Origin of the sequence: Algisphaera agarilytica (assembly GCF_014207595.1) — a bacterium.
Taxonomy (GTDB): domain Bacteria; phylum Planctomycetota; class Phycisphaerae; order Phycisphaerales; family Phycisphaeraceae; genus Algisphaera; species Algisphaera agarilytica.
Window position 1 is genome coordinate 2,124,103 of record NZ_JACHGY010000001.1, and the last position, 16,832, is coordinate 2,140,934.

18 protein-coding genes are annotated in these 16,832 nt (G+C 64.5%); 8 read left to right on the forward strand and 10 right to left on the reverse strand.

Annotated features, from left to right (window positions below; genetic code table 11):
• Nucleotides 1-77 precede the first annotated feature (77 nt).
• On the reverse strand, nt 78-734 hold the full coding sequence (locus HNQ40_RS09065) for an adenylate kinase family protein (protein ID WP_184677523.1): 657 nt from the start codon (nt 732-734) through the stop codon (nt 78-80).
• A 269-nt stretch (nt 735-1,003) separates the two neighbouring features.
• Between HNQ40_RS09065 and HNQ40_RS09070 the strand changes: the two genes are divergently transcribed.
• The 3 genes from HNQ40_RS09070 to HNQ40_RS09080 all read left to right on the forward strand — a co-directional run bounded on the left by HNQ40_RS09070 (nt 1,004) and on the right by HNQ40_RS09080 (nt 3,696).
• Nucleotides 1,004-1,759 carry a hypothetical protein gene (locus tag HNQ40_RS09070; RefSeq protein ID WP_184677524.1) on the forward strand — a complete coding sequence of 252 codons (756 nt, stop codon included), beginning with the start codon at nt 1,004-1,006 and terminating at the stop codon, nt 1,757-1,759.
• A gap of 68 nt (nt 1,760-1,827) precedes the next feature.
• The gene (locus HNQ40_RS09075; protein ID WP_184677525.1) at nt 1,828-3,054 is read left to right on the forward strand and encodes a M16 family metallopeptidase; all 1,227 of its coding nucleotides are present in this window, start codon (nt 1,828-1,830) and stop codon (nt 3,052-3,054) included.
• Nucleotides 3,055-3,063: 9 nt separating this feature from the next.
• Nucleotides 3,064-3,696, forward strand: coding sequence for a phosphopantothenoylcysteine decarboxylase domain-containing protein (locus tag HNQ40_RS09080; RefSeq protein ID WP_184677526.1), 633 nt, complete (start codon nt 3,064-3,066; stop codon nt 3,694-3,696).
• Here the strand turns inward: HNQ40_RS09080 and HNQ40_RS09085 are convergent.
• The 6 genes from HNQ40_RS09085 to HNQ40_RS09110 form a co-directional block, all read right to left on the reverse strand.
• Complete coding sequence (locus HNQ40_RS09085; RefSeq protein WP_221435449.1) at nt 3,683-6,394, reverse strand: hypothetical protein; 2,712 nt, start codon at nt 6,392-6,394, stop codon at nt 3,683-3,685. The two genes, HNQ40_RS09080 and HNQ40_RS09085, sit on opposite strands and share 14 nt — an antisense overlap.
• A 33-nt stretch (nt 6,395-6,427) precedes the next feature.
• A complete protein-coding gene (gene der, locus HNQ40_RS09090) occupies nt 6,428-7,855 on the reverse strand; it encodes a ribosome biogenesis GTPase Der (RefSeq protein ID WP_221435450.1) in 1,428 nt (475 codons plus the stop codon).
• A gap of 53 nt (nt 7,856-7,908) precedes the next feature.
• Nucleotides 7,909-8,526 carry a tRNA (adenosine(37)-N6)-threonylcarbamoyltransferase complex dimerization subunit type 1 TsaB gene (tsaB, locus tag HNQ40_RS09095; protein WP_184677529.1) on the reverse strand — a complete coding sequence of 206 codons (618 nt, stop codon included), beginning with the start codon at nt 8,524-8,526 and terminating at the stop codon, nt 7,909-7,911.
• Between the two features lie 19 nt (nt 8,527-8,545).
• Nucleotides 8,546-9,580: an anthranilate phosphoribosyltransferase gene (gene trpD / locus HNQ40_RS09100; RefSeq protein ID WP_184677530.1), complete on the reverse strand. Its 1,035-nt coding sequence runs from the start codon at nt 9,578-9,580 to the stop codon at nt 8,546-8,548.
• 92 nt (nt 9,581-9,672) lie between these two features.
• The gene (locus HNQ40_RS09105; RefSeq protein ID WP_184677531.1) at nt 9,673-9,921 is read right to left on the reverse strand and encodes a hypothetical protein; all 249 of its coding nucleotides are present in this window, start codon (nt 9,919-9,921) and stop codon (nt 9,673-9,675) included.
• On the reverse strand, nt 9,918-10,451 hold the full coding sequence (locus HNQ40_RS09110) for a TM2 domain-containing protein (RefSeq protein ID WP_184677532.1): 534 nt from the start codon (nt 10,449-10,451) through the stop codon (nt 9,918-9,920). The genes HNQ40_RS09105 and HNQ40_RS09110 overlap by 4 nt, the downstream gene beginning before the upstream one ends.
• Before the next feature lie 185 nt (nt 10,452-10,636).
• Between HNQ40_RS09110 and HNQ40_RS09115 the strand changes: the two genes are divergently transcribed.
• From HNQ40_RS09115 to HNQ40_RS09135, 5 genes are all read left to right on the forward strand, one after another.
• Nucleotides 10,637-10,906: a hypothetical protein gene (locus HNQ40_RS09115; RefSeq protein WP_184677533.1), complete on the forward strand. Its 270-nt coding sequence runs from the start codon at nt 10,637-10,639 to the stop codon at nt 10,904-10,906.
• A 53-nt stretch (nt 10,907-10,959) separates the two neighbouring features.
• On the forward strand, nt 10,960-11,370 hold the full coding sequence (locus HNQ40_RS09120; protein WP_184677534.1) for a hypothetical protein: 411 nt from the start codon (nt 10,960-10,962) through the stop codon (nt 11,368-11,370).
• Between the two features lie 122 nt (nt 11,371-11,492).
• Entirely contained in the window at nt 11,493-11,999 is a 507-nt protein-coding gene (locus tag HNQ40_RS09125) for an NUDIX hydrolase (RefSeq protein ID WP_184677535.1), read from the forward strand.
• A 230-nt stretch (nt 12,000-12,229) separates the two neighbouring features.
• Complete coding sequence (locus HNQ40_RS09130; protein WP_184677536.1) at nt 12,230-12,658, forward strand: hypothetical protein; 429 nt, start codon at nt 12,230-12,232, stop codon at nt 12,656-12,658.
• 85 nt (nt 12,659-12,743) lie between these two features.
• Nucleotides 12,744-13,574, forward strand: coding sequence for a hypothetical protein (locus tag HNQ40_RS09135; protein ID WP_184677537.1), 831 nt, complete (start codon nt 12,744-12,746; stop codon nt 13,572-13,574).
• A 40-nt stretch (nt 13,575-13,614) separates the two neighbouring features.
• Here the strand turns inward: HNQ40_RS09135 and panC are convergent, their stop codons facing one another.
• The 3 genes from panC to HNQ40_RS09150 form a co-directional block, all read right to left on the reverse strand.
• A complete protein-coding gene (gene panC, locus HNQ40_RS09140; protein ID WP_184677538.1) occupies nt 13,615-14,463 on the reverse strand; it encodes a pantoate--beta-alanine ligase in 849 nt (282 codons plus the stop codon).
• A 185-nt stretch (nt 14,464-14,648) separates the two neighbouring features.
• Nucleotides 14,649-15,575 (reverse strand): hypothetical protein, encoded by a 927-nt coding sequence (locus tag HNQ40_RS09145; RefSeq protein WP_184677539.1) that lies wholly within the window; start codon nt 15,573-15,575, stop codon nt 14,649-14,651.
• A 65-nt stretch (nt 15,576-15,640) separates the two neighbouring features.
• The gene (locus tag HNQ40_RS09150; protein WP_184677540.1) at nt 15,641-16,732 is read right to left on the reverse strand and encodes a glycosyltransferase; all 1,092 of its coding nucleotides are present in this window, start codon (nt 16,730-16,732) and stop codon (nt 15,641-15,643) included.
• Between the last annotated feature and the right edge of the window lie 100 nt (nt 16,733-16,832).

Below are 16,832 nucleotides of genomic sequence, written 5' to 3' on the forward strand. Positions count from 1 at the left end.
AAGCGCGAAAGCCGATAGGTCCAACATAAGAAGCCCCCGCGTGTGATTAAACCGCGGGGGCTTGTTGGTTGGTTAGTTTAAGACTCAAGTGAGGTAGGCTGCTCAAGCTCGAGTTTCTCGCAGATCTCAGCGAACACCGTGTCGCGGTCTTGGGTGCCGTCGATGCGCAAAACCAGCTCTTTTTTGTCGAACAATTCGAGCGTCGGGAGGGTTTTGCTGGTGAAGTCGCCCAAGCGTTTGTTCAGGGCTTCTTCGTTGTCGTCCGCCCGGGCGACGAGTCGGCCGCCGCAGACGTCGCAGGTGTCTTCGACTTCGGGGCGGTGGAAGATGAGGTTGTAGTCCAGCTTGCAGTTCGAGCAGATCCGGCGGGCGAGGGCGCGTTCGATGGTGACGCGTTTGGGCACGTCGATGTAGATCACCGCGTCGACGTCGTAGCTCTCGAGGAAGAACTGGGCCTGTTCGACGTTGCGGGGGAAGCCGTCGAGGATGAAGCCGTAGTTCCAGTCGTGCTCGGACAGCCGGCGTCGGATGATCTCTTCGACGATCTCATCGGGGACGAGTTGGCCCGCGTCGATCAGCCGTTTGATCCGCGCGGCGAGCTTGGTGTGGCTCTGCACGTGCCAACGGAAGATGTCGCCGACGCTGAAGTGCGAGAGGTTGAGCTTTTTCTTGAGCAGCTTGGCTTGGGTGCCTTTGCCCGAGCCCTGGGGGCCCATGATGATGTACTTGTGCACGGGGGTTCTCGCGGGTTGGAGGGTGGCGCGTGGGCCATGTCCGGGGGGATCGAGCAGAGTATAACGCTGCGCGGGTCGGGGCCGGGGTGTGACGGCTGGGCAAACCCCGCCGGTTGTGAGGGCCCGGGGAGGGATGTCCCGCGCATTTGCCCAGCGGGCGCAGGATCGTGAACCGTGAACTTCCGATAGCACCGATAGTCTCTGTCGGCGTTCTGGCCCAGTGAGGGCGGCCCTGAGACGGTTTGTTGGTCAAGGCTCAGACGCGTCTTATGCGAAGAGTGGTCGATATTTTCGTAGTCCTGATCGTCGTGGCGGTCGTGGTGTTTGTGGTGCAGTCGCGCCCGTCGCCCGAGGACAAAGCCGCGAGCGTGGCCGATGTGCAACACGCGCTGGAGCGGCTCTACGACCGCGCATCGTACTACGGAGCCCTGGACAACAGCCTCGAAACCACCCGGACGCTGTGGCCCGTGGCGATGATGCCCGAGTGGTTCGGCGACTCGTTGCCCGCCAACACCCTCCTGCCCGGCGTGGCGTCGGAATCCTCGCACCGCGTGATCACCCACCCCCGGCCGTGGATCGATGTCGCCCCGCCCGGCGACCAATCGTCTCACCCGCCGGATCCCGTCGCGGTCCGCAGTGACCAGGCCCAGTTCTGGTACAATCCCAACGTCGGGCTGTTCCGCGCCCGTGTGCCGGCGCAACTCGGCGAGGACGAGGCCCTGGCCCTCTACAACGAACTCAACGGCGTTGAGGTCACCCAGCTCGAACGCGACACCAATCCCGCCCGCACCCCGCTGGCGTACACGCCGGGCAACACGCCCAGCGCGACGCTCGCCTCGCGTGAGCCCACGGCCCCCGAGAAAGTCGCCCCGACGGTCTCGAGCCGCGGCAGCCGGACCTCGCTGTTCATGTCCGACAGCCCATCCCCGAAGCACGGCGAGCAACAAGCCGCCGAGCCGACCATCGAGGAAGAGCCGGCCCGCGTTCGCGGCCGCAGCCGGATGAAAGATCAGACGCCCGGCTGAACCCAACCGACATCGCCTGAACCCGTCCAGCCCGTCCCCGGCGGGTCCGTGTCGCTACAATCCCGGCCATGCCCGAGATTGTTCAAACCGTGTTGCCCAACGGCCTGACCGTCGTGGCCGAGCCGATCCCCGGCGCTTCCTCGCTGGCGATGACGTTGCTGACCCCCGCCGGATTGGCCAGCCAGCCCGTCGATCAGCAGGGCGTCGCGCCGCTGCTCAGCGAGATGATCTGCCGCGGCGCGGGAGGCAAAACCGCCCGCCAGCACAGCGACGCGCTCGACACCCTCGGCGTGCAACGCTCGACCGACGCCCAGACCCGCTTCTTCCGCATCGGCGCGACCATGATCGGCTCGAAGATGAAAGAGGCCCTGCCCCTGCTCTTCGACATGGCCCGCACGCCCACGCTGGCCGAGGAAGCCCTGGCCCCGAGCGTGGACCTCTCGATCCAGGCGATCGACAGCCTGGCGGACGAGCCACAACGCCGGGCGATGCTTGAGCTGCGGTCGCAACATTACCCCGATCCGGTCGGCCGGCCACCGGTGGGCGTGCGCGAACACCTCGAAAACATGACCGTCGACACCGTGCGCAAGTTCTGGTTCGAGCATTTCGTCGCACGCGGCTCCATCCTCGGGTTTGCCGGCAGCTTCGACACCGATGAACTGCTCGCCACGGTCAACGACTTGCTCGGCGACTGGGGCGGCGAGGCCCACCCCGCTCACGGACAAGGCGCTGGCACTGGCGGCGTCCACCACGTCCACACCGATTCGACCCAGGTGCACATCGCTCTGGCTTACCCCACCATCCCCGACACCCACGAAGACCGCGTCTTGCAGCAGGCGGCTACGGCGGTGCTCTCCGGCGGCATGTCGGGCCGACTCTTCACCGAGGTGCGCGAGAAGCGCGGCCTGGTGTATTCGGTCTACGCGACCTACGCCGGCCAGAAGGACCGTGGCGATGTGCTCGCTTACGCCGGCACGACCGTGCCCCGAGCGCAGGAGACGTTGGATGTGCTCAGCGGCGAGTTGCGGCGGTTGTCGGAGGGTGTAAACCAAAGCGAGTTCGAACGCGCGATCGTCGGTATGAAGTCCAGCCTCGTGATGCAGGGCGAGTCCACTACCGCCCGCGGCGCATCGATCGCCTCGGACGTCTACGTGTTCGGCCAGCCACGTTCGCTGGAGTACGCCGCCTCGGAAGTCGACGCGGTGACGCTCGACCAGCTCAACGCCTACCTCAAGGCTAATCCGCCCGGCGACATGACCATCGTCACCCTTGGCCCCGAGCCGTTGAAAGCCTGAGACCCGCCGATGAAAGTTCTCATCACCGCCGGCCCGACGCGTGAACCGATCGACGAGGTCCGCTTCATCAGCAACCGCTCCAGCGGTCGTATGGGCTTTGCTCTCGCCGACGCCGCGGCGAAGGCCGGGCACGACGTGACGCTGCTGCTCGGGCCTGTGCTCGCGCCGACGACACTGGGCGACCGGGTTAACGTGTTGCGTTTCCAAACCACCGCGGAACTGCAGGCGCTGCTCGAAGAACACTTCCCAGCGTGTGATCAGCTCATCATGGCCGCGGCCGTGGCCGACTACCGCGTGGCGAACTTCACCGAAGGCAAGACCGAGCGGAAGAAGCACCTCAAGATCGAACTCGAGGGCACCCCCGACCTCGTCGCGGGCATCGCCAAGACGAAGAGCGACGATCAGCAGGTCATCGCGTTTGCGTTAGAGGAACCCCACGAACTCGAAGCCCGCGCCGTCGCGAAGATGAAGCGCAAGGGCGTGGACGCGATCGTCGCCAATCCATTGGTGACGATGGAGGGCGACTCGGTTAACGCGATTCTGTTGCACGCCGATGGGCAACGCGAACAGCCCGACGGCGGAAGTGCGATGACCAAGGAAGCCTTCGCCGGTTGGCTGATCGATCGGCTCAGCGCTCGATGATCGTGTAGAGGCGGTTCTGTGGGAGGGTGACCACTATGCTGTTATTTTCGGCCTCCCACGTAACGATGTCATTGGTTGGTAAGCCGTTTATATCAAGTGCAATGACTCGCTTGAAAAGATGCTTGGGGTTATGAAATTCGATCGAAGCTTCGATCTTCTTCAGTATCCAAGGTTGGCCACCTAATGAATTTATCTTGCCGGATCGCGTTGCTAAAAAACCTGACAAGCTTTCTTCGGTTACGGCTTGGATCAGGATCTTGCGTGATTGATCAATGGGCTTATCGTCGAGTGAAGTTACTGTGATTTGACCAAAATAGTTATTTGATCGTATAGATAAGTTTGATAAAAAAACGCCTGGGGTATTTACAAAGAAGCCTGCTGCGGCCTGGGTATGTGGGGAGTCGATAGATACTATTCCCGCCTTCCAATCCCATTGGAAACTGTCGTTATGTGTGCGCATCTGTTGGGATAGACGATTGATCGAACCGTTTAGATTTAATTGGAGATCTGCATCGCCGGGTTGATCGAACGACCGTGACACCCGACCGACGTAGGCGGAAAAAGGATCGAACGTTTCAAGGTCGCCGGCCATCTTCGCGCCCGGCTGGACGTCGGCGGCGCGGAAGCCGTCGAGCGCCGCATCGGTCACGGCGGCGGTGCCTTCGAGGTTGAACAGGTTTTCGGTCCGTAATGCTTCATGCACCACGATGTCCGCTTCGGGCAGGTCACCGCGGCGGGCCATCAGCGCCATCGCGGGGAACATGCCGGCCATCGTCGGGGTGGCGAGCGCGAACTTATTCATCGTCGTGTCGAAATCGCCGGTGGCGTTCCAGATGAAAAAGTTGACCGCGTCGATCCCCTGAAGCGACATGGCCGCGGCGGTGAGCAGCGTCGCGTCGGCCCGGTAGTGGTTCGGCGTGGTCCAGCCCATCTCCGAGATCATCTGCGGGTGGCCTTCGACCTGATTGGTTCGCAGCGGCGGACGCTGGGGCAGTAGGACCGCAGCGCGGCTGTCGAAGGTCTGGCCGACGCGGACCGAGTACGACGCAGCGTCGCCCTCGTGTTTGGGGTTGAAGTAGCCGTGTTGATCGATGACGTCGGTCGCGGTGTAGGTCCAGCGTTCGACCGCGTCCATTAGCGTCGGGTCGGCGGCGTACCAGTTTGAAGCGCTGATCAGGCCTTCGTAACCCAACTCGTCACGCAGCACGCGCACCGCCTTTTCGTAGAACCCGCGCTGCAACCCGGCGAGAAACTCGACCTGCTCGGCCACCCGTTTGAGTTCGTGGTTGGAGAGCTTGTCTTTCGCCTCACGCGTCATGTGCCAAGCGTCGTACACGCCGACACGGCCGCCGTCCCAGTCGTCGTTGTCGTGCTTGGCTTTGCGCCAGGGTTTGCGGGCGGCCTCGAGTGAGCCGTGCTTCTGTTTGAGGTGGTCGGCGAATTTTCGTTCGAGCAGTTCCCACTGCGCGGCGGGCAGGTTCTTCTCATCGAAAGTCCAGAAGAACAGGTTGTCTTCGTTGCACAATTCGATCAGCCCGAGTGCGGGATCGTTTGCCAGCGGCAGCCCGGTGTGCGGGTTGGGTGTTGTGAGCAGCTCGCGCATCGCGTCGAAGTAGTGCTGCTGTGCCTTGTCGTTGAAGAACAACACCGCGAAGGGCTTGCGTTTGTCGGCGGGGAGGGTGTCGTAGCCCGCGAGGCCGAGGCGGCCGCCGTCGTTGATCCACAGCGGGAAGTACCAGCTGAGGTTGGTGTAGATCCCTTGGGTTTTGGCGGCGGCGACGAGGTGGTGGAGGCGTTCAACTTTGACGGGGTCGAGTGTGACCGGGCTGGTGGCGGTGCCGTAGGTCAGGCCGTTGTCGATCCAGAGCGGGCTGTGGTGGCGGATCATGTTGACGCCGAGCTTGGCGAGGCGTCGGGTGGTGTGCTGGACGATGTGGTCGGGTTGGCCGGCTTCCTGGGCGCTGAGGTTCACGCCCCAGAAGCGGACGGGGGTGCCGTCGCCGAGGTGGATGGAGTTGCCATCCGGTGATTTTCGGAGTGGGCCGTGCGTGCCCGCTTCGGGTTCGTTGAGGTGGCGCAGGTCGAGCAGGGTGTCGTCGCGGAAGGTGTCGAGTGGTTCATCCAGCGCGAACCACCCATCGGGCACCTCAACGCCATCCGCCGCCCGTTCGCCCGGCTTGAATTTGCCACGCGGGAAGAACGGCTCACGGCTGAGCACGAAACAATCAAGCCCCGCCACGGCGTCTTCACCGGGCTGCAGCGCGAGTTGAATCTCAAAGGTCGTCTCCCCCGCGGACAATTCGACCGTGTCGAGGTACACCCAGTCGACCTCAGCGTCTTTAGGAAGCCGCTGCCGATCGACTAACGGGATGTCACGTCCCAGTGTCTGCCACGCCGCTTCGCCGAAGCGGTAGTGCATCGGTCCGTGCCGCCAGAACTTGCGGACCCACAGTTGGTATTCGCCCGCCTCGGGGATGTCGAGTTCGTAACTGGCCTGGGGCGGGTCGGCGGTGGCGATCCCCGTGCTGGTGAGCCAAGCACCGCCGGAGAGGTACTGCCAGCCCGGATCGTCATTGGCGGAGAACCAAGTCTGCTCCGGAAAGGTTGAGGTGTTCGGCGACTCGGCCTCCCACCACACAAACGTCGGCCCGGGATCAGCGACGGCGGCACCGGCCAGGCCCGCAAGCCCAACCGCCACGCTCCACGCTAACGCCCGGCCTCGCTTCAAGCTCTACCTCTCCTTGTCGTATTCCCGCGATGCGATACGGTCCTCGGCGTGCATCTTCGGCTTGCCGCGGATCAGCAGCCGGATCGGCACTTCCGAGAACGGCAGCTCGTCCCGCATCCGGTTCATCAAGAACGTCTGGTAGTTGTGATCAAACAAGTCGGGGATGTTCACGAACAGCGCGATCGTCGGCGGATTCGTTTCGAGCTGCGTGGCGTAGTAGATCTTCGCCTGCTTGCCGCCCTTGCTCGCGGCGGGGCCACGCTCGGTCATGATCTGCTCGATGAACTGGTTGATCTCCGAGGTGGTCATCCGGTGGCTGGCCTGCTCGTGCAGGTTGAGCGCCATCGCGACGACTTCCTGCATGCCCTCTTCTTGCGCGGCACTGATGAAGATGATCGGGGCGAACGGCAAGCCCTTGAGCGAGTCGTCGAGATACTCGACGTACTCTTCCTGGGTGTAGTTTTCCTGGGCGAGGTCCCACTTGTTCACGACGATGACGGTGGGGCGGTGGTGCTTGTTGATCTCGCCCACGAGCTGGTGGTCGACCTGGCTGACGGGCACGGCGGCGTCGATCAATAGCAGACAGACATCGGCCCGACGCACACTGCGGAGCGAGCGGTGCTGGGAGTAGAACTCGATGTCGCCGTCGAGGGACTTGGTCTTACGGACGCCGGCGGTGTCGATGCAGGTGAAGATCTTTTTACCTTCGCCGGTGTCGAGTTCCATACGGACGTCGACGCTGTCGCGGGTGGTGCCCGCCTTCTCGGAGACGATGACGCGTTCGCTGCCCGCGAGCGCGTTGATCAGCGTGGACTTGCCTGCGTTGCGCTTGCCGACCAGCGCGAGCTTGATGCCCGGGTCGGTGTCAACGTCTTGGCCTTCGGCGGGGACCACGCCTTCGAGTGCTTCGCGGAGGCGGTCGGTGAAGCGGTGGACGTGGTACTTGGTCTTGGCCGAGACGAAGATGGGTTCGCCGAAGCCGAGCGCCGCGGTTTCGTAGGCGGCGGCTTCGAGGTTCTCCGCGTCGACCTTGTTGGCCACGAGCAGGACGGGCTTGGACTGTGCGCCGCTGGTGCGCAGAGCCTTGGCGACGGTGTTGTCGAGCGGGACGACTCCGGTCTGGGCGTCGACGACGAATAGGACGATATCCGCCTCGGCCAGGCCGTTGGCGATCTGCTGCTCGACCTCGGCGGTGAGCTGCATGGAGTCTTCGATGCCCATGCCGCCGGTGTCGATGAGCTCGGCCTTGAGGAATTCGCCGTTGGGCTCTTCACGCGGCGGGGGCAGGGCGATGGTGGTGGAGATTCGGTCGCGGGTGACCCCGGCGGTGGGGTCGACGATCGACACGCGGCGTCCCGCCAGCAGGTTGAGCAGGCTGGACTTGCCCACGTTGGGGCGGCCGACGATGACGATTTTGGGGAGGGCAGGCATTTCGGATTTCGGATTTCGGATTTCGGTTTGGAAACCCATGGGTAGCGGTGCGGTCACTCCGGGCCGTGGCGTTCGTCCCAGAGGGTGACGGCTTCGGGCTCGCGGATGTAGGCCGGGGCGAGGGTCAACGCATCATCGTACTCGTTGTTTGCCGCGGCGGCACGGCCCAGCCGATGCAGCACCCGCACGTCCGGCTCGGCGGGGGCCGCGTCCTCCAGCGTGTCGGCGATCAGCGGCAGGTCGGTCGCCCGGATCTCGTCGAGGCTGCGCAGGGCAGGTTCGAGGCCCGCCGAGGGGGCGGCCGACCAGGCGGTGTCACGTTTGACGTTGAGCCCGACGATGGAGCCCGGGTGCTGGGCGCAGAGCAGGTCGAGCGTAGACACTCCCACAATCTTCACGCCCAGGGACAGCGACAGCATCTTCGCGGTGGCGATGGCGATGCGCAGCCCGGTGAACGAGCCGGGCCCGAGCGAGACGTAGACCTCGCCGAGGTCGGCGGGTTTGAGTTGGTGGTTGCGGCACAACGTGTCGATCGTCGGCACGAGGTCGAGGTTGTGCCGACGCTTGGCGGGCAGTTCGAGCACTTCGAGGATCTCGTCGCCGCGCCCGAGCGCGAGAAAGCCACGCCGGGACGACGTTTCGATCGCGAGGTTGTGCTGCGGTTGGGCCACGGCGGAGTCTTGGATTCGCTTACGCGTTGGTGAGTTGGATCAAGGTGTCCAGGACGTTCTTCGCCCGGCCGTCGGCAATCGCGGCGGCGGCGAGTTCGAGGCCTTCTTCCAGCGAATCGGCCACGCCGCCGACCTGCAGCGCCGCGGCGGCGTTGAGCACGGTGATGTCGCGGGCTGGGCCGGCCTCGTTGTCGAGCACCTGCTTCACGATCACCGCGCTGTCGGCGGGCGTTTGGATCGTCACCGAGTCGGGCAACGCAAAGGGCATTCCCAACGCCGCGGGATCGATCGGGTACGACTTGGTCATGTCGTGGTGCACCTGCACCGCTTGGGCGGGGCCGAAGGTGGTGAGTTCGCCGAGGCTGTGGCCGTCGGGCAGGACGCTATGGACCAACAGGCAGTGCTCGGCATCGAGACGGAGCAGCGCCTGCGACATCAGGTCCGCCACCTCGGGCGAGGGCACGCCGATGAGTTGGCGTTTGGCGCCGGCGGGGTTGGTCAGCGGGCCGATGAGGTTGAACACCGTGCGGAAGCCCAGCGCAGCACGCACGGGCCCGGCGTATTTCATCGCGGGGTGGTGCGCGGGGGCAAAGCAGAAGCACATGCCCGCTTCGTCGAGGCATTTCGTCAGGACGTCGGGATCGGCCTGGAGGTTGACGCCCAGGTTCTCCAGCACGTTGGACGATCCGGATCGTGAGGTGACCGAGCGGTTGCCGTGCTTCGCCACGCCCAGACCCAACGGCCGGCCCGCGCCCGCGGCGACGAGAGCGGCGGTCGTGGAGATGTTGAAGAACGTCGACCCCGTGCCGCCCGCCCCGCAGGTGTCGATGATCGTCAGCCCCTCGGGCACGTTCACGGGCACAGCCTTCTGCCGCATCACGGTGGCCGCCCCAACGACTTCATCGACAGTCGGCCCACGCTGTGCGATCAGCGCGAGCATCGCCCCGGTCTGCGCCGGCTCGGCCTGGCCGGACATGATGAGTTCAAAACCTTCGATCGCCTGTTCCGCACTGAGCGGTTGGCCATCGACGAGTTGCGAGAGGAGCTGCTTCATAGCCCAGAGTGTACCGGACACCGGCCACGAACTGACAAAACAATGCTTGTTAACCCGCGTTAGCTGCGGGTCTTGACCCCGCGCGTCCCCCATCACGCAAACAGCGTCAACACCCACAACCCCGCCGCCGCGGCACCCATGAAGATGAAGATCTGCAGCGCGAGGATCGCCGATTTCCGTGGCAGCTCCCGCAGGTCGCGGAGCTTGATGGTCTTGTAGGCGACCGACACCAGGATCACCAGCGGGATGAACAGCGCGACCCACGCCGAGGAGTTGCCGATTGGCAGCGGGTCGATGAACGGGCGGAAGGCCAACAGCAGGGGGGCGAGCGGGCTCATCATGTCGCCACCCCTTGCGGAGGCGACGGGGTTTGGGGTGAGGCGGGGGCGTCACGGCCGTCGCGCGGGTCGCGGTAGAGCACATCGATGATCGCCAGCAGGTTGAGCAGCCCGGCGAGCGAGGTGAAGAGCGTGCCCTGTTCCTGGGCGCGGGCGAAGGCGGGCTCGAAGGGCGGGTTGTCTTCGGGGTCGAAGGTGCCGTCGTGTTCACGGACGAGCTTGACGCGGTATTGGTTGGCGGCGAAGGACGGGGCGATGAGCATCTGGCCGAGGAACCACGCGGGGTGGTCGTTGCGGTCGATGACGGAGATGCCGCCGATGAGCAGCCCCGACAACCAGAGCGAGCCGATGGTCACCGCCAGGACGACCGCACGCTGGGGTTGGCCCAGGACGAAGTGCCCCAGCCCGGGCAGCAGCCAACCGAGAAAGGCCGCGGCGAAGTTCCACTTCGCGGAGGGGCTTGGGGTCTTTGCACCAGACGACGCGGCGGGCGGGCTGGGGGGCAGATCGGGGGTGGGGGCGTCGGCGGCCATGATCGGTTGCGGTTGTGCCGGGTAGGCCGGTTGTAGCGGTCGACACAAAAAGTGCGCGGCGGGGATTGACAAAAAAGCGAGGCCCGATAGTTTAACCGCCATCGGGGTTTGGACAACGATCGGCGAGCGTCGCCGCGTTGGGTTCAACCCTGTGAAGTGGCTGCATTTACGCGGAGGATGCGATCATGGACGAAGCCCCAACCATCCCTTGGGACAACGCCGAAACCTGGGGAGAACGTGACATCTGGGGCACTGCGCCGTTGACGATGTCGATCGACGACGAAGACGAACTGGATGACGACGACATTTTCGACGATGAAGATGAAGACGACGAGCTCCTCGACGATGACGACGACGAGGACGATTTTTTCGACGACGACGAAGAAGACGAAGACCTCCTCGACGACGAAGACGACGACGACTTCGACTACTTCGCCCCCGACGATGACGATTGACCCCGGCCGACCTTGTTGGTGACGCCCGGTCGATCCAGACCGGAGACCCCCGCATGGCCGCACCTCAAGACAACGCCTCTTCCGACGATTCCGCCCGTGACGAAGTCTACCGCGGCCCCGACCGACGCAAGAACGTCGTCGACGCCCGTACCCCCGGCACCGGCCTCGAACGCCGCCGCGGCCCCGGCCGTCGCCGCACCGATTTCATGAAGTCCGCTGAAGAAGGCGAGATGACCCAGGAGCAGTTCCTGTTCATCAAGGCGATCGATGCGTACAAACGTGTGAATCAGCGGCCGTTCCCCACGTGGACCGAGGTGCTCGAGATCATCCGCAAGCTCGGCTACCGCAAGACCACGGACATGGAACTCGACATCCCCGGTGCCGAGGACTGGACCGAGCCCGCCGACGCCCCGGCCTTCCCCAAGCCCGACGCGAACTACGCCGACGACTCCGAGGCGGCCTGAATCGCCCGCTCCCCGGCTCACGCCGCAACCCGAAACTCTTTCCAGCCCCGTCTCGCAAGCGACGGGGTTGTTTTTTGCTTCCCGGTACACGCCCCCGGGCGACTTCTCGTACACTCCCGCCCATGTCTGCCCCCACCGGCCCCGAGCTGCCCTACAAAATCGCGGTGTTGTGCTACCTCTTCGATGAAGAAGGGCGGGTGCTCCTGCTGCACCGACGCAAGCCCCCGAACCGCGACCTCTACTCCCCCGTGGGCGGCAAGCTCGAACAGGGCATCGGCGAAAGCCCAACCACCTGCGCGGTCCGTGAGATCGAGGAAGAGGTCGGGCTCACCATCGCCGAGGACGACCTGCACCTCACCGGGATCGTCTCCGAAGCGGGCTACGAGCACCAGACCCACTGGCTGATGTTCCTCTACGAAGTCACCCGGCCCGTCACCGTCGAACGCAAGACCTTCGACGAAGGCACGCTCGAGTGGTTCTCCGCGGACGAGATCGAGGCCCTGCCGCTGCCCGAGACGGATCGCAAGGTGATCTGGCCGCAGTTCTGGGCCCACCGTGGACGTTTTTTCGCGGTCCATATCGATTGCCAGGGCCCGGAGATCGCCTGGCGGCTCGAGCAGAGCTTCTGATCTCGGGTCCGAGATGCGAGCCAAACTGAGTCTGCGGGGCCTCGCTGGCCGATAGTGCAGGGGTGATTTCAAGGCGTCCCGGCCAAGGTCCGCAATGAGTTATCAGCGGATTGGGGAGAAATCCAGATAGGCTGGCCCGACGCCGAATTACGTCGTATTCTGTTAAACTGGCGACCCAGGCCGATACCGGCCCCCGAACCCTGAAACTTCACCGTAAGGACCTTCCGACGATGACCACGCCGATCCGCAGCCGTTTTGCCACCACCCTGCTTGCGACCGTTTGCCTTCTGGCCGTGCTGGTCTTCACCGGCTGCTCGAAGGACCGCCACGTCTACCGCTCCACCGCGGTGGCCCCCAAGAGCGTGTCGATCGTCTCGGTCGAGACCGGCAACACCCTCTGGACCAAGAACGTGCCCATCGGCGAACAGCTGCTTCTGGACTTCTCCCGCAAGGGCAAGGGCGGTGAAGAGTGGCGCAGCCCCAACATCCCCGCCGACAAGGTCGAGTGGGAAACCTGGACGCTCGACTCCATCGCGGAGTACGGCGGCAACAAGATGAAGGGCGGCACCAAGACCAACAGCGGCTCGGTCGACCTGCCCGGACAAGCCATCATGATCAAGGTCGACATCCTCGACCCTGAAGTCGGCACCGCCGGCTGATCCCGCGGGCCGTCGGATGTACGGCCCGGTCGGTGACATCTCAAACCCGTGAGCGGCCGCAGCGAAAGCCCGAGCCGATCCCCGCATGAGCTACATGACGCCCATGACGAAACACTTCGCCACCCTGACGGGTGGTGTTTTGTTGTGGGGTGGCGTATTGATGGGCTCGCCCGCAGCGGCGCAAACCGCTTCGGGGGGCGGGGTGGACGCAAGCGTCGCAGACCGCGACCCCCTGGCCACGAGTCTCCGGCGGGTTGAGCCGGGTAACGCCCAGTTCTCGTTTCAGAACCGATTGACGCGGACCAACTTCCGTGTGGGCTGGTCGCCCTTTGCCCCCGCGACCGATCCCGGCACCGGGCTCACCCACACCCACCAATACCAGTACCGCAGCCCCGGGCTCCGGGCCCTGATCGATCGCCCCGAATACGTCCCCGTGCGCGGCGGCGGCGAGGTGATGATCATCCCCGCCAACACCGTGTTTCAACTCACCCTCGAACGCCCCGCCGACTCGGGTGACGAAGAGCCCACCGCCCACGCCAACTACCAGGACTACCGCCTGGGCCACCACGCCAACCCCGGCACTCACGGCAGCGCCTCGGGCATGGCGTTCCCGGACCTGCGCCTGGATCGCGTCCCGGTCAGCGAACTCTCGCCCATCCCCCACCCGTCGCAGATGCGCTTCCCCCTTGCCGCGTTTCCCAACGGGATTCCTGAAGACACCCGCGAGGCCGACCAAGCCGACGCCGAGCAAGACGAAGATTCGGGTGCCGAATCACAAGCCGACACCCAAAGCACCGACTCGACCACCTCCGGCCAAGCCGATTCCGAGCAGGGCGCCGAAACCCAACCGGAATCCGCCAGCGCTGAATCCGAAACGTCTGCGGAAGCCCAATCCGATTCGGCCGCCGCGGAATAAGGTTTTCGTTTCCAATCCCCACAACGCGTTGTGTGAGCGGCTACGGCATCGTCTCGCTCAGCACCGCGTTGTCGATCAGCCGAACCTTCCCCAGCCGACCCGCGACGAGGGCCACGCTTTCGGTGGGCACCACGCTGTCGATCTCGCCCAGTGTCCGGGCGTGACGCACGGCGGCGTAGTCGACCTCGAGGTGGTAGGCCTGCATCACATCACGCATCATCGCCTCGATCGCGACGGGGTCTGGCTCGCCGTCGGCCGCCATCTGCTGGGCCTGCTTCAGTGCTTTGGACAGACCGAGAGCGTGCTTGCGCTCGTCGCCTTCCAGATACCGGTTGCGGCTGCTCATCGCCAGGCCGTCGTCTTCGCGCACGGTCGGCACCTCGATGATGTCGATCGGCAGCATCAGGTCGTTGATCATCGCGCTGACGACCGCGAGCTGCTGGTAGTCCTTTCGGCCGAACGTCACCGCATCGGGCCGCACCAGGTTGAGCAGCTTCAGCACCACCCGGCAGACGCCGGCGAAGTGCCCGGGGCGCTGGGCCCCTTCCAGCCCGTCCGCCACGCCCGGCACGGTCAGCTCTACGCCCGGCACGCCCGGCGGATACACCGTCTCGGCCTCGGGTGCGAACACCAGATCCGCCCCTGCTGTCTCGCACTTGGCGGTGTCGACTTCGAGCGTGCGTGGGTAGCGGTTGAAGTCTTCGTGCGGGCCGAACTGGGTCGGGTTCACAAAGATGCTGACCACCACGTGATCCGCGGCTCGGCGGGCGTACCCCAGGTGGGCCAGGTGCCCGGCGTGCAGTGCCCCCATCGTCGGGACCAACGCGACACGTCCACCCAGAGATTGTCGGGCCTGTCGTAACTCGTCAAGGGTTCTGCAGATCAGCATGGGCCGAGAGTGTAACGCGAACGATTTGGGATTGCGGGTCGCCTAATTTCTGAGTGGATTCACCCGCTCGTCGATCGAGTTGAACGGATTGACGGTGCGATCCGGTCTGCCGTCCCGAATCGGGCGGGATGGGTGCCGACGGGCGTATCCGGGCCACAGGAGGCCCGCGGTTGCCGTTCCGCGACCTACGGAGCCGGGTGTTGACTTACGTACTCTTCGAAGAGGTCGCGTAGAGCCTCCATCGTGCATGCTTCGTCTTGGAGCCCCGAGGTCCAATACCAGACCATGCCGGTGTCCGACACGTCGGCCTTGCCCACGATGCCGTGGTAGCCCCAGATGCTTTTTCCGTTTTCATCCGCCCGCTGCGACAGCTCGATCCGTTCGTAGAGCCAGTTGATCCGCTCGTCTTCGTGGTCGCGGGCCCAGTTCCACGTCTTGATGCTTCGGTAGAGTTGTTTGTTTTGGTTCCCGATGAAGTAGGTCATTTCGGGACTCACCCCCTCGATGTTCACGACCCATCGGTCCTCGAGTTTGGGGGGTGCACTGGTGTAGTCACCGCGGTAGCCGTAGTCGTCCCCGCGGTGGTTGGCGGGGTGGTGGGTGATCACGTAAACGAACTGCCGCTTGTCGGGTTGGGCCGCGACAAGGGCTTGGTAGAGCAGGTCCGGCTCGCCCGCAAGGATGAACCACAGCGGGTCTTCTGCGGTCGAGTCGTTGATGCACCGGGTCAGGTCGTCGATCGTCTCTTGCTGCTGGGTGATGCAGTTGAAAAACGTTTCGACGTGGGGGAACTGGCCCCAGCGTGCCGCGGTGCCGTCGCAGTTGTCTTGCATGGCCTGCTGCCGCGTGAGCCCATCGGGTCCCATCCCTTCGGCGTCTTGTTTTTTCTTGCGCAGGTCACACGAGTGGGAGTAATGCACCAGACGATCGGCATGCCCCTGGCTGATCAGCATGGCCAGCGTCACCGGCGTTGCGGCGATGTCGTCCGCGTCTCGGAAATTTCCATCGACCATGATCGCCAGCCGCCCAGCAGGCGGCGTGGCGAACGCGTCGAGGGGCAATAGAACTGTAGCGCAGAGAAGAAATACAAAGACGCTGGTGAATTTTGACATGGAGGTTTTAGACCTAAAACGTAGTGCTGGTGAAACCGATGGGAATCGATTCGTTCATCCCCTAATCACCCCGGGAACGGCAGTGGCGAGCCGGCGGTGCTGCGATACAAGCTGAGGATCCGCTCGATCTGGTCGGAGGCCAGGCGTTCATCGTGAACCCAGGCGCGGGACCGCATGCCCAGGTCCGCCGCGTCGTCGGGCTCACGCACCACGCGCATGAGCAGTTCCGCCCAGGCGTTGGCGTCGGGCTCGTCCACCAGCCACGCGGTATGGTCGGGGATGAGGTAGTCGAGCATGTCGTCCGCCGCCGCGAGCACGGGTACCGCGTGAGCCATCGCAAGCAACGTGACGCTGCGCGACCGCTCCAGCGTTTGGGGGTGGACGATGGCGTCGGCCATGAGCAGCATCTCGCGGTGGCCCAAACGCCGGGGGACGAACGAGAGGTTGCCCAGGAGGTTCAACCGTTGCGCGGCTTTCCAGACCTGGTGCTGGTCGGTGCGTTGGCCGTCGAAGAAGAACTGTACATCCGGGCGCTCGGCGACGAGCAGGGCGATGCCTTCGAGAAGGTATTGGTACTGGTCGTCCATCACCCCGTCGCCGCAGACCGCGATACACGGGGCTTCGCCGGGGGTGCGGTTGTTGAGGTGGGGATCGCCCACGTGGACGCCGGGCACGATGGTTTCGACGCGGACCAGATTCTGCGTGCGGTCGCGCAGCTCGTGGGCGATGGGCTCGGTGGTCGCGCAGAAGACGCTGCGCGTCGGGTTGAGTTGTCGCACGAGTTTGGTCGCCTGGCGGACGTCGTCGAGGGACGAGGCGTTGAAAACGACGGGCAGGTCGAGTTGGTCGCCGATGATGGCGGCGGGCTGCCAGAGGTCGCCGTGCATGGCGTGGAGCAGCTCGGCGCCTTCGTGGTCGATCGCGTCGCAGAGCTTGACGATCCGCCGGTGGTTGACCGCCGCGAACTTGGATTCGCGCCACGTCAGCTTCCGGCCGAAGAGCGACGAATCGCCCAGCCCCAGGCTCTTGCCGCCGACGTCGGCGGGCATGATCCGCGTGAGCTTGACCTGCTCATCGATCAGCCCGACGGTGAGCTGTTGAAACGCGGTCAGCTCGTCGTCCAGCCACGCGGTGTTGGTCAGCAGCGCCGTGTGCATGGCTCCAGTTTAACTGGTGCCCGAGGAGGAAAGCCATAAAACAACCGAGTAGGAAATCGTTGGCCCCCGGCGTGTCCCGTATTTCCGCTTCCTTGCTCTT